19 protein-coding genes are annotated in these 11244 nt (G+C 42.3%); all 19 read left to right on the top strand.

Going from position 1 to position 11244, the window contains the following annotated elements:
- Positions 1-250 precede the first annotated feature (250 nt).
- Positions 251-691, top strand: a complete 441-nt coding sequence (locus HY063_11015) for a hypothetical protein (GenBank protein MBI3502313.1) — start codon at positions 251-253, stop codon at positions 689-691.
- Between the two features lie 267 nt (positions 692-958).
- Positions 959-1396: a hypothetical protein gene (locus tag HY063_11010; GenBank protein ID MBI3502312.1), complete on the top strand. Its 438-nt coding sequence runs from the start codon at positions 959-961 to the stop codon at positions 1394-1396.
- 10 nt (positions 1397-1406) lie between these two features.
- The gene (locus HY063_11005; GenBank protein ID MBI3502311.1) at positions 1407-1634 is read left to right on the top strand and encodes a MerR family transcriptional regulator; all 228 of its coding nucleotides are present in this window, start codon (positions 1407-1409) and stop codon (positions 1632-1634) included.
- A 147-nt stretch (positions 1635-1781) separates the two neighbouring features.
- On the top strand, positions 1782-1976 hold the full coding sequence (locus HY063_11000; GenBank protein MBI3502310.1) for a hypothetical protein: 195 nt from the start codon (positions 1782-1784) through the stop codon (positions 1974-1976).
- Positions 1973-2461: a hypothetical protein gene (locus tag HY063_10995; GenBank protein MBI3502309.1), complete on the top strand. Its 489-nt coding sequence runs from the start codon at positions 1973-1975 to the stop codon at positions 2459-2461. The genes HY063_11000 and HY063_10995 overlap by 4 nt, the downstream gene beginning before the upstream one ends.
- A gap of 1 nt (position 2462) precedes the next feature.
- A complete protein-coding gene (locus tag HY063_10990; GenBank protein MBI3502308.1) occupies positions 2463-3989 on the top strand; it encodes a hypothetical protein in 1527 nt (508 codons plus the stop codon).
- A 45-nt stretch (positions 3990-4034) separates the two neighbouring features.
- Positions 4035-4676 (top strand): hypothetical protein, encoded by a 642-nt coding sequence (locus HY063_10985; protein ID MBI3502307.1) that lies wholly within the window; start codon positions 4035-4037, stop codon positions 4674-4676.
- 43 nt (positions 4677-4719) lie between these two features.
- Positions 4720-5448, top strand: coding sequence for a hypothetical protein (locus HY063_10980; protein ID MBI3502306.1), 729 nt, complete (start codon positions 4720-4722; stop codon positions 5446-5448).
- Between the two features lie 113 nt (positions 5449-5561).
- Positions 5562-5945, top strand: a complete 384-nt coding sequence (locus HY063_10975; protein MBI3502305.1) for a hypothetical protein — start codon at positions 5562-5564, stop codon at positions 5943-5945.
- Entirely contained in the window at positions 5942-6490 is a 549-nt protein-coding gene (locus tag HY063_10970) for a hypothetical protein (protein ID MBI3502304.1), read from the top strand. Before HY063_10975 ends, HY063_10970 begins: the two co-directional genes overlap by 4 nt.
- A complete protein-coding gene (locus HY063_10965) occupies positions 6487-6834 on the top strand; it encodes a hypothetical protein (protein MBI3502303.1) in 348 nt (115 codons plus the stop codon). The genes HY063_10970 and HY063_10965 overlap by 4 nt, the downstream gene beginning before the upstream one ends.
- Entirely contained in the window at positions 6812-7645 is an 834-nt protein-coding gene (locus tag HY063_10960; protein ID MBI3502302.1) for a hypothetical protein, read from the top strand. The genes HY063_10965 and HY063_10960 overlap by 23 nt, the downstream gene beginning before the upstream one ends.
- Positions 7642-7860, top strand: a complete 219-nt coding sequence (locus tag HY063_10955) for a hypothetical protein (protein ID MBI3502301.1) — start codon at positions 7642-7644, stop codon at positions 7858-7860. The genes HY063_10960 and HY063_10955 overlap by 4 nt, the downstream gene beginning before the upstream one ends.
- 1 nt (position 7861) lies before the next feature.
- Positions 7862-8560 carry a hypothetical protein gene (locus tag HY063_10950; protein MBI3502300.1) on the top strand — a complete coding sequence of 233 codons (699 nt, stop codon included), beginning with the start codon at positions 7862-7864 and terminating at the stop codon, positions 8558-8560.
- A gap of 1 nt (position 8561) precedes the next feature.
- Positions 8562-9446: a hypothetical protein gene (locus HY063_10945; GenBank protein ID MBI3502299.1), complete on the top strand. Its 885-nt coding sequence runs from the start codon at positions 8562-8564 to the stop codon at positions 9444-9446.
- A 26-nt stretch (positions 9447-9472) separates the two neighbouring features.
- Positions 9473-9910 (top strand): N-acetylmuramoyl-L-alanine amidase, encoded by a 438-nt coding sequence (locus tag HY063_10940; GenBank protein MBI3502298.1) that lies wholly within the window; start codon positions 9473-9475, stop codon positions 9908-9910.
- Positions 9907-10575: a hypothetical protein gene (locus HY063_10935; GenBank protein ID MBI3502297.1), complete on the top strand. Its 669-nt coding sequence runs from the start codon at positions 9907-9909 to the stop codon at positions 10573-10575. The genes HY063_10940 and HY063_10935 overlap by 4 nt, the downstream gene beginning before the upstream one ends.
- Positions 10568-10813: a hypothetical protein gene (locus HY063_10930; GenBank protein ID MBI3502296.1), complete on the top strand. Its 246-nt coding sequence runs from the start codon at positions 10568-10570 to the stop codon at positions 10811-10813. The genes HY063_10935 and HY063_10930 overlap by 8 nt, the downstream gene beginning before the upstream one ends.
- A partial coding sequence (locus HY063_10925; GenBank protein ID MBI3502295.1) for a hypothetical protein occupies positions 10810-11244 on the top strand: 435 nt, incomplete at its 3' end. The genes HY063_10930 and HY063_10925, both read left to right, overlap by 4 nt.

The following is an 11244-nucleotide window of genomic DNA, read 5'->3' as shown; positions in this document are numbered from 1 at the left end:
TCTAATTTTGAGGCGCGGGAGTCGCCTAGATGTTTGCCAAAAAATTTAAAATCATAGCTCGTATGATAATAATGTTGGCGTAGGTCGATGATAAGATCAGTGCGGGCGATTTCAAAATTTAAAATTTGATAAAGTTGAAAAAGAAGGAACCGTTACATATTCATTTAGCGGTGAAAAGTTGCTGAACCAAGAAATAGACCATTTTTCTTATCATGCTTCAAGTCATCATTTGATTTCTTCACCGAAAAGTATGGAAAAAAAATCTGACCATTGGGGTCAATTAAAAGGGAAAGAATTTTATTCGGATTTTAATTGGACTAATTTGGGATATTTTCTTCCTGCGGCACTTAATAGATTTCCAATTTTAAATCGAGAATTTGATTCAAAGAGAGACACAAAAATACCTTTAAAGAAATTAGGAGTTAAATATATTTACTTTCATGTTTATCTTATTGGAAAATTGGTTGTTAAAGGTGGTGAATTTAAAATTTCACCCAAAATTTTTAACCCCAAAGCAGAAACTATTGCAAAACAATTTGGTGGCATAGAGTGGTTTGTCGTGTCATTAAAAACAAAATCATTAATTTTTTCTATAAGTGGAAATGATGGAAAATCTATTCCACCAAGAAATGTATATTCAAGATTGTCTATTGAGGACCCAGTGAATATTCACATTTCGTATTTAGAGTAAAACTTTTCTTGAAGCCCCGAATCCCTCAGGGTTATTTTTTTTCTCTCCTATTTTTTTAATCCGAATTACAAAGATTAAGTCGGATTAACTTTTACTTCCGACAATTTAGTAGCGGTCACGACCATCTGAGTGCGGTTAGGACCTACTGACTACCATTTGAACCATCCGCATACAGTTTGGACAATCTATCGGAAGACGCCAGTTTTTTCCGCCATTCCTTTGTTCCCGAATTCATCACGAATCATTCACGAACAAATAAAAAACAATATGAAAACTAATCAAAAAAAATTCAGAGTGCATCCTGCGGCAATCAGATTGCTCACCGATGCCACATGGGATTTCGCTCACACTATTTTGTGGAGCGGATTTCCTTTCAGCGAAGCGGAAGTTGAAATTTCTAAACTCTACATACAGGAATACTACGAAGAAATTCCTGCGGAAAAATTCACCGCCACAGCCCACAAACATTTCACAGGATACTGTGAGCGGATTCTTCTTGCGAAAGAATATGTGAGCAGATTTTCTCACCGTTACATTCCGCATCCCTGCATCTGGCTCAACAAATTAAACCCGAAAGGTTTTGCAGGAACAAAAGAATGGTATCTCAAAAATCTTGAGAGGAGAAAAGAGATTTCCATTTGCGAAAACTGCGGAGAAGCATTTTCACTCAACCCGATTTTAAATCATTTTCATTTTACAGCATAAAATTTTTCCAATGAATACGCAAAAACAAAAACAACTGCCCAAACAAACCGTGATGGTAAAACCCTATACCATATCCGAGTTAGCGAGGATTTACGGAGTGTGCAGAGAAACTCTGCAAAAATGGATTAACGAATTTAAAGACGAAGTGGGAGAGCGGAAAGGTCGCTACTACACCATTCCGCAGGTGAAAATCATTTTTGAAAACCTGAGTGTTCCTTACACAATTGAGGTGGAATGAAAAAATCTGTTGCGAAAAAGTCAGAATGTTTTCAACGAAGTCGGAATGTTTAAGACAAACTAAGACAAACTCAGATTAAGTCGAAATCATAAAAACCCCTTGTATTTTCTTTGTAGCGTGATTCAAAAAAAATCATTCTGAAAAAAAATGGAAACAAAAAATCATATGACGACCAGCGATAGCAGCACGAACATTTTTTTAACGGGGGCGGTACTCCTTGCCAACCTTGATTCTTCAAGTTTAGCCGAGTACGCCCTCAAAGCTGCTATCGGTGGTTTAATCTGGATGACTTTCAAAATCACAAGCGATTACATCAGCGACAAAATCAAAAACAAAAAATGAGTTGGAAGAAAACCATAATCGGAACGGGAATCATTGGCGGAGCCATTGCAGGACTCACCTATTTTTTCCGCCTGAAGCGCACGAGCGTGGAATTGGAATCCTTCGCAAGCATAAAGATTCACAAACTGGATTTGAGCGGATTGGTGATTCGCGTGGATGTGCAACTGAAAAATCCAACGCGCACAAAATTCAAAATAAAATTTCCGTTCATCAAACTCATTTATCCTGCCGACAGCGGGACCACCATCGGAAGTTCACAGGTGGTGGACAAAGACATTACGATTCCCGCCTACGGAGAAGCGGTTGCGGAAGCGATTATGATAAAAATCCCACCGCGCAATGTATTCTCCGCGAGCGCAGGAATGATTTCATCACTGTTGAACGGTGAGTCGGTGAAACTCACTTCAAAAACGATTTCCACGATTGACTTGGGATGGAAAAAACTTCCCTATGAAAAAGCGGAACAATTAATTCTGAAAAATTAAAATGGAAGCGAAAACAAAACGGAAAATAAAAAGCGGGTTGGAATACGACCATCTTTTTCCTGTTGCGGACCTGAACGAAGTGACAGTGAAAAAAGGAGCGACTGTTTCCGACACGGTGAAGTTCATTCCGAAAGTGGTGAATGAAACACTCGGTCAGACGAAAAAAATTGCAGAACTCCTTCGCGGAAATTCCGTTCCCGAAACCTGCCGAAACATCTGGCATTTTGTTTATGAGCACATCGCTTACCATAAAGATGCGGACGGATTGGAGCAAATCCGTTCTCCAGCGAGAACATGGCACGACCGTCACCGGGGCGTGGACTGCGACTGCTACACGGTATTCATCAGCAGCATTCTGACGAATCTGAAAATACCGCACTCGCTTCGCATCGCAAGATATAAGCAGGATTATTTCCAGCACATATATCCAATCGTGCCGAGAGCCAACGGAAAACACATCACGATTGACTGCGTGGTGAACCATTACAATTACGAAGAACCATACACAGAAATAAAAGACACACCAATGGACTTACACTACTTAAGCGGAACTGAAAACGAGGATGGTCTCGGAAGAAAAAAACTGAAAGACATTCTCAGGGAAGGACTTCACTTCGCCAACCGCGTGAATCCCGCAACCATTCTTCTGCGGAACGGAGTTCTCGCTTCCATGAAACTCAACATTTTCAAAATCGCACAGCGGTTGAAATGGGCGTACCTCAGCGATGAAGATGCGAAGAAAAAAGGAATTGATATGGAGAAATTACAACACCTGAAAAAAATAAAAGACAAACTGGAACAGATTTACTACGGAGCGGGAGGCAAGCCGGAGAATTTCAAAAAAGCGATTCTCAAAGGAAAAGGAAACAAGCATCACGAAGTGAACGGACTCGGAGAGGAATTTCGTCCGGACGAAAATGTTTTCGGAATGCACGAAGGAACTCCGCTCTCTCAATTGCTCGGAGAAGAAATGTACCGCTCCGAAAATGTGGAAGGCATGGAAGAACTCGGTGCGCTCGGAGAACCGGTGACCGCTGCCTCCATCACAGCCGCAACAGGCGCGCTCGCTGCCATTGCAGGACTTCTGAAAAGTGTCGGAAATATTTTTCATAAAAAAAGCGGAGAGGGTTCAAAGGATTTTGAAAACACCGACAAAGGCGATGACGGAAAAAATCTTCCTGCGGATACGAATGCCGACAGCAAAAACACCGATGCAACGACCACCGACAAAACAGAAAAAACTTCTGCCGAAAAAACTGCGACTGATAATTCCGCAACGGATGACAGCACAAGCAGCAATACAGATGACGGCTCAACAAAAAAAGGATTCTGGGACAAAAACAAAAAATGGCTCAAGCCGACTTTGTGGGGAGCGGGAGGATTGGGATTGCTGTATGTCGGTTATCGTGTGGTAACGGGACAGAAGAAAGAAAATCCCGCAGAGCAAAATCAACCTGTGAAGCAATTATCGGGAACGAAAAAGAAAAAATATTCTCACAAAAAAAAAGATGAAGTCGCATTGATGTAATCGGTGTAATCAAAAAGTAAATCAAACCATTTAAAACTATACACAATGAAAAAAAATTCATACGAAAAAGCAGCGGAGAAAGAATCCCTGCTCGGAAACATTACCAGAGATTTGGAGACGAAGGGCGACCTGAAAAACACCGCCATTGAAACATTGAAAGATGTGGTGATTGGCGTAGTCGCAGGAGGAGTTGCGGGTTCAGCCATCGGTCGCGCCTCGCTCTTAATCGGAGCCGCAGTAACAGGTCTCGGTCACTATTACAAAAGCCGTCTCGCCTCGGTTTTCGGAATCGGAATGATGGCGGCAAACGGCTATCAGCAAACTAATGAGCAGATGAAAGGTGTGGAGAAAGAAGAAGGTCTTGAAGGAATGATTGAAGGAGCGAAAGACCGGGTAATGAATTTCAAAGACACCTTCAAAGAAAAACTTTTCCTTGACAAAGTTCTCAAGAGCAAAGAGGAAAAGAAAAATGATGAATCCACAAAAGGCGTTGGCGATGTTCAGTATTTCACTTACCCTGAAAACAAAGAGTTGGGAGAAGGAAAAGAACTTGACCTCACTGCGCTTGACAAAATTGAAAAGCAGGTTGCCGATGCGGGCGCAGCCGCTTTGCAGAAGCAAAATTCAACGGGAGAAATTTCCAATGAAGAAGTCGGAGACATTGACCCCAGCGAAAAAAACTTTTAAAAAGTAAATCAACAATTATTATTAACCACTAAAACTCAAAACTATGTTAGGAAATTTAGAAGCAACAGAAGAGTACAACAACGCAGGAGCGTTGCTTGGACTGGACGGAGAGAATGAGGAACTTCTCGGTGATTTTCTCAGCACACTCCGCAAAATGAATCCTCTCAAAAGGGGACGAATGTTTAACCGCCTCACTGCGCTTCCGCCTGCAAGCAGAGGCAGCCGCGCGGAAATGGAAAAACATTTCCACGAACTGCCCGCGCACATCCGCGAAGGACTGAGGAAGGGCGAACTGCGTCTGGCGGACACGGTGATTTATTCCATCAAGCCGGTTACTTCCAAAACCATCAAACTGTTTGAAACGCAGGATGTGAAGGAAATCGGTTTGCGGAATGTCTCCAACGCAAAACTCCCGAAGAATCAGGCGCTGCTTGTGAGCGGAATTATTTTGCTCGCGGGAATTTCAGCAGACCAAACGCCCGATATGGTGATGGCTGCTGAATTCAAAGGGCTGGAAGGAGTTCCCGCTGTCGCCAACGGAGAATTTGATTTGAAGGCGAACAAAAAGCAGATTGTTCCCGAGACGAGCAACAATGTGTTCAAGACGAACTCTTACACAATGGTTCCTGCGGGATATTACAAACTCGCCAACCCGCGCCTCATTCACGATGACATCCTGATTGAACTCACCGTTTCGCTCGGCACGATGCAGGGCGTTGATAAGAACGCTCAACTCTGGGCGGGACTGCACGGAACGATAACCACTCCGTAAGAGCAGTTGGCAGTAAGCAGTTGGCAGTAGGCAAGAAATTGCAAACTGCCGACTGCAAATTGCCAATTTAAAAAAACAATGGACGACTAACAATTGACAACTAACAAAACAAAATGATAAAAACAATTTACAAACGATTTGACCTGCTGGTGAAAGGAGCGAACCAAACCTTCTCGGGAACTTTTGAATTTGACAAAAGCATTGTCGCATTGAAAGGAGTGCTGATTGACTCCGACCGACCCGATTTGATTTTGTTCCGCGGCTCGCAGCGGTTGGAAATCAACCGCGATGAAATCGTTCCCGAAAATTATATGACGCGGAGATGGATGTCGGGACTGAACACGAATGTGAACACCCGTTACAGAGACCTCAAATCAATGCACCCGGGAAACGGAATCGTGAAATTGGATTTCAAAGACAGCGATTCGTTCGGAACAAATTTCACTCCATACACTGTCATTCTTGAATTTGAATGCGAAATGGATGACGCGAAATGAAAACAGAAAAAGTCATAGTGGAAATAATTCCGATTTCCAAGCAGGGAGAAATCAAACACTTTCAGGTGCGGGTTCCGTCTGATGCAAAAATAATTTTCGGAATTGAAACCGATGTACGAATCAAAGGACCGACTGCTGACAGCGGAGTGATTGCTATTCCTCCGGCTCCGACAAAAACAGGCGGGACAAATTTTTCACAGAACCCAGATTTAATCAACGGAGCATTTCCAAATGATTCTTCTTCCGGGCAGAGTTCATTTGTGGGAGAACTGAAACTTCAGAGCAACGCAAGGGAAAATATTTTTTATGCAGCAAGTATCAGCGACCTGAACGCAGAACTGCCGCTGAGAAATTTTTCAACGAAGGATATTCTTCCCGAAAGAATCTGGACGCATTTAGTAAAGATGGAAATTCAGAAAGTGACTTTGGAAAGAAAGACGACAGTCATCAACGGATTTTACAAAGACAAACTCGGAGAATTTCTGAAACAGGATTTCACTTACGAGGTGATTCTCTCCGTGTGGTACAAAACTGAAAAACAATGACCGTAGAATCCGCATTTGAAATTCTGCAAAACAGGATGAACGATTTGGGATTCTGTAAAAATTATTATCCCGAACTCATTCATCTTGTTCTTCAGCCCGGGGAAACGGTGGAGCGCAACGCTTACAACCAACTCTGGATTTTAGTGGATGAAATTGACAGCGTGAATGTGTCCTCCGACTTCGGGGTTTTTGATTTGAGTTTGAAAAATGCGAACGAACTGAAATACGAACATCAGGGAAAAATCAAAATAAAAAATTACGCTTCGGCAATCGTCCATCTGCGTTTCGCAATGGGAATTATGAAGCACAAAACGACCAGCGATGCAAAGCAGCAACAAACATAAATATTCTCCTCTGAAAATCGCGCAATTGAAAATGTGGATGGAGGAAATGAAAGCGCAGGGGCAGACAAAATATTTTGAAGTTTATGTGGACGATTTCAAAATCGTTCCAAAGACCGACAACATACAAAATCTGGAATCCTTTGAGCCGTATATGGATGAGGAAACCGAAACGGTAAAAATTTTCATCTACAACACGCCCGATTCCAACCGCTACACGCAGAAAATTTTTACGCTGAAAGAAAAAGAAAAAGAGTCCGCGCAAAATCAGCCGCAGCAGAATCAAACGCTCAGCGGAGCGGAGGTAACAAACATCGTCAGCGAGAAAGTTACACAGGCGAAAAAAGAATGGGATTGCGAGAAGGTGAAAGAGAAATTAGAAGAGACAAAAGGAAAACTTTCCGAAGCGGAGGACTACATTGAAAAACTCAAAGGCATTATTTCGGAGACGGAAAAAAAATTGCAGGAAGCGAAAAGTTTGGGCGACTTCACTTCTGTTCTGAAAGACCTCGCCCCGCAGATTTTGTCAATAAAAAAAGAGGAGAAGGGAAATCTTTCGGGAGCGAAAACAGAAACGGAAAAGAAACCCGAAGCCGAAGCGAGTTTCAAAGCGAAATCATCCGGAGAAGGAAACTCCGCAGAGGAAAATGATAAAACGCTGATTGAGTTTGCAAAATCATTCAGGGAAAATTTCAACAAGGAAGAATTGGAAATGATTCTCTCCGTCATTGATGAATTTGTGAAGGACAAATCCAACATCAAACCCGTTGCGGAATTATTAAACATCAATATCAAACAACAAAACACAAAATGAAAAAATTCACTTACGATTTTTCAATCCCCGCTCACACAGAGGCGGAAGCGAAAGCGAAGATGACTGCGCTGACTGCGCTCGCATCAAAACTCTGCACGAAAACATTAATTGTGCTGTCCACAAAACTTACGGCAAGAGAACTGGAGAAACTTGCCGATGTCGTGGAACACAATCCTGTGAAAACCGCATTGGGAAAAAAATATCTCGGATTGTAAAATGAGTGCAGCAACCATAAAAAAAGAAGAAGAGGAATTCACTCTGAAGGAAAAACTCCTTTACGCTGGCGGAACTGTTGTCATTACGGTGGGAACTTTTTTTCTGGGAAGAAGCATCATCCGAAAAATTATTTCCAACAGCGAGGAGAAAGATACGCTGACGGAAGATTCTCCTGCCACTTACGCCAAGCAAATCAAGATGGCGTTTGAAAATGACGGATGGCCCGGAACGAACACTCCCGCTTTGAGAACGGTGCTAAGGGAAATTCCGAGCAAAAAGGACTTCAGAAAAGTGGCGGCTGCTTATCAGAAACTTTACAACAGCAGCATTTACCGAGATATGAGCGATGAGTTGCAAAGCACAGAATACAACGAGATGCTCGCCATCGTCAATGCAAAACCCGACCGCATCGGAAAAAAAGGAGAACAGCAAAACCAACTCACTCCTTACAAATACGAAGAGTGGGCGAAGCGGCTGAAGGCGGCATTTGATAAAAGTTACGGTCCCTTTCCGGGAACGGATGAGGATGCGATAAAGGCGGTCTTTCAGGAAATACCAACGCAGGATGCGTTTGTTCAGGTGGCGGCTCATTACAAAGTTTTGTACGGAACGAATATGATTGACGATTTAAAATCAGAAAGCGATTTTGGAGAATACAGCGGCTGGATGAAAATCATCACCTCAAAACCTCAGAAATAAAATGGAAAAGGAAAACCCAAATAAGAAAAAGAAATTACTTCTCATCGGATTGGGAATTGCAGCGACCGGAATACTCAGTTATTTCGGATGGGATTTTTATCAGAAGAGAAAAAAGAAAAAAGAAGATGAGTCGGATGATTCTTCTTCTGATGATACGAAACAAATCGCTCCTCAGAAAAGCGCATTCATTCCTTCGTTCTTCACTCAGAAAGAAAACCGTAATGATGATTTCCCTCTGAAAAAAGGAAGCAAGGGAACAAAAGTGAAAACATTGCAGGATGCGCTGATTGCAAAATACGGAAGAGATATTCTTCCGAGATACGGAGCGGATGGCGACTTCGGAAATGAAATGGCGACTGCATTGGCGAAAAAAAATCTTCCCGATACGATTGATGAAAACACTTACAATGTTTTGGTGAAGACAACGGGTTTTGATGCGAGCCAGTTGGCAAAATCACTTTACAAAGATGCGGTGAACAAAGACATCAGCGGAGTGATTTCCTCCCTGAAAAAAATGCGGACGAAGGATGATTATTCAGCCGTGAGCAGCGAGTTCAAAAAATATTCTTTAAGAGGAGTAAGCCAGACGCTCGTGAACGGACTCTTGGGAAGTTTTTCCGATGACGAGCAGAAACAAATGATTCGCTTGGAGTTTTCACGGATGGGATTGAAATACGATGGAAGCAAATGGTCGCTCTCGGGGATTGACGGATTCAAAGTAATGACGGTTCATCCGACCACGGTTTGGAGAACTCCGCGCGAAGGAGCGAAAGTTCCCGCAAAGATGATTCTCGGAACTGAAATCGCACAGAGGGGAGAGTTCACTCTTTTTGAAAACAACGGAAAAAAATTCATTGTAAAAACATCAACCATAAAATATCTCTAACTAATTTCTAAAAACAAAAAAAGAAAATGAGAACAATCAATTACATCGTGGTGCATTGCACCGCAACGCAGCCGACCGCAACGCTGGAAGCGATTAAAAAATTCTGGAAGGAACAACGCGGATGGGGAGACACGCCCGGCTACCATTACATCATCCAGCGTGACGGAGAAATCGTGCAACTGCTTGATGAAAGCAAAATTTCTTACGGAGCGTACGGGCACAATCAGGAGTGCATTCACATTTCTTACATCGGAGGAATTGACAAAGACGGAAAGCCGTTTGACAACAGAACTTCCGCACAGAAAAATTCCATGTTTGACAAAATCGTGGAACTCACGGAAAAATATCCGAAGGCGAAAGTTCTCGGTCACAGAGATTTTCCGAATGTGGCAAAAGCGTGTCCGAGTTTTGATGTGAGAGAGTGGCTCAAAAATTACGAACCCGATTTCAGACAGGCCGCATGATTTTTCCAAGAGTAAAATCCATTCTTCGTCACGAGGGATTCGCGCTGAACACGCGCCCTTACGAACTCAACCTCGTTGGGATTCGCTCAGGGAATGTTTCGCCCAATCGCTTTGACGATGAGATTCATGTTTTTTACAAATCAAAACCGTTCAAATGGGAATACCACATTTTCAAAGCGACCACCGACCCGGGCACATTCTGGTTAGAGAATCCGCTCCAGCCGCAAGGCACAGCGATTCTTGCACAGGGGCAGTATGTAAATGCGTATCAAATCGGAATGCATCTCGGGCAGTATAAAGCGTTGGTGCAGGTTGCGCCTGTAAAAATAATGCGCGACTACAACCGCAATGCGAAATTGGATTTTCTCAACGGGAAAAAAGAAGAAGGACTTTTCGGAATCAACATTCACCGCGCATTTTCAGAAGGGAAAACAAAATACATCAACAAATACTCTGCAGGATGTCAGGTCTTTGCCGATGCGAATGACTTTAATTTTTTTATGGAACTCTGCGAACGACACGCAAAACTTTACGGCAACCGATTCACTTACGCGCTGCTTGATTTCCGTGCGATGAGAAGAGAATCGTTAAAAAGAATCGCTGCCGGAACGCTCACGCTCGGAATCGGGTTAATCACTTATTACTACTACAACACCAATGACTGATTTTGTAAAACAAATATTGAAAGACAAAGATGGAAGTTATGCTTTACGCGAAACAGTAACACTGATTTTTGTTGCGGTAACTCTTATCAGTTGGCTCGCCCAGCAATTCTTCGGAATCACGGTTCCCGAATATATGTTTTACTCATTCGTCAGCATCATCGGTGCGGGATGCTTCGGGTATTCCATAGAGAGAAAAACAAAAACAATCAACGAAACTAAAAACGAAACACAACCATGAAAAGAACAATCATCATCACCATTTTATTCAGTTTGCTTTCTGCCATTTCAACTTATCTCCTGTTTCATTCTATGGAAGGATTTAAAGGAGAAATCAAGGAATCAAAAATTGCAGTGAAAGAAATGCAGGGGCAGGTAAATTCCATTGAGAACAAATACAAAAATGAAATTCAATACTGGATGCAAAAAAATAATTCTTTACGGCAGCAGATTGTAAAAACAGAAACTGCTCTAGGAGAATCAAAGCAAAATGAAAATTCTCTTCAGGGAAAAATTCATTTCCTGATTTCAGAGGGAAAAAATCTGAAAGACACTTCTGAAATTATTTCCAACTGCGATTCCCTGAAAGAGAAAGTAAATCAATTTATTTCGGAAACAAATGTGCGGGACAGTTTATGCGACAATGAAATTTCCGAATTGAAAACTGTAATT

The organism is Bacteroidota bacterium, from assembly GCA_016195025.1.
In the GTDB taxonomy this organism is placed as follows: Bacteria; Bacteroidota; Bacteroidia; order Palsa-948; family Palsa-948; genus Palsa-948.
The sequence above is the reverse complement of the archived record's forward strand: the minus strand, read 5'-3'. Positions and strand labels throughout refer to the sequence as shown.

Bases quoted from the DNA above. Each gene is read 5' to 3' on its own strand.
- HY063_11015 (MBI3502313.1), top strand. From the start codon at position 251: ATGGAAAAAAAATCTGACCATTGGGGTCAATTAAAAGGGAAAGAATTT.
- HY063_11010 (MBI3502312.1), top strand. From the start codon at position 959: ATGAAAACTAATCAAAAAAAATTCAGAGTGCATCCTGCGGCAATCAGA.
- HY063_11005 (MBI3502311.1), top strand. From the start codon at position 1,407: ATGAATACGCAAAAACAAAAACAACTGCCCAAACAAACCGTGATGGTA.
- HY063_11000 (MBI3502310.1), top strand. From the start codon at position 1,782: ATGGAAACAAAAAATCATATGACGACCAGCGATAGCAGCACGAACATT.
- HY063_10995 (MBI3502309.1), top strand. From the start codon at position 1,973: ATGAGTTGGAAGAAAACCATAATCGGAACGGGAATCATTGGCGGAGCC.
- HY063_10990 (MBI3502308.1), top strand. From the start codon at position 2,463: ATGGAAGCGAAAACAAAACGGAAAATAAAAAGCGGGTTGGAATACGAC.
- HY063_10985 (MBI3502307.1), top strand. From the start codon at position 4,035: ATGAAAAAAAATTCATACGAAAAAGCAGCGGAGAAAGAATCCCTGCTC.
- HY063_10980 (MBI3502306.1), top strand. From the start codon at position 4,720: ATGTTAGGAAATTTAGAAGCAACAGAAGAGTACAACAACGCAGGAGCG.
- HY063_10975 (MBI3502305.1), top strand. From the start codon at position 5,562: ATGATAAAAACAATTTACAAACGATTTGACCTGCTGGTGAAAGGAGCG.
- HY063_10970 (MBI3502304.1), top strand. From the start codon at position 5,942: ATGAAAACAGAAAAAGTCATAGTGGAAATAATTCCGATTTCCAAGCAG.
- HY063_10965 (MBI3502303.1), top strand. From the start codon at position 6,487: ATGACCGTAGAATCCGCATTTGAAATTCTGCAAAACAGGATGAACGAT.
- HY063_10960 (MBI3502302.1), top strand. From the start codon at position 6,812: ATGCAAAGCAGCAACAAACATAAATATTCTCCTCTGAAAATCGCGCAA.
- HY063_10955 (MBI3502301.1), top strand. From the start codon at position 7,642: ATGAAAAAATTCACTTACGATTTTTCAATCCCCGCTCACACAGAGGCG.
- HY063_10950 (MBI3502300.1), top strand. From the start codon at position 7,862: ATGAGTGCAGCAACCATAAAAAAAGAAGAAGAGGAATTCACTCTGAAG.
- HY063_10945 (MBI3502299.1), top strand. From the start codon at position 8,562: ATGGAAAAGGAAAACCCAAATAAGAAAAAGAAATTACTTCTCATCGGA.
- HY063_10940 (MBI3502298.1), top strand. From the start codon at position 9,473: ATGAGAACAATCAATTACATCGTGGTGCATTGCACCGCAACGCAGCCG.
- HY063_10935 (MBI3502297.1), top strand. From the start codon at position 9,907: ATGATTTTTCCAAGAGTAAAATCCATTCTTCGTCACGAGGGATTCGCG.
- HY063_10930 (MBI3502296.1), top strand. From the start codon at position 10,568: ATGACTGATTTTGTAAAACAAATATTGAAAGACAAAGATGGAAGTTAT.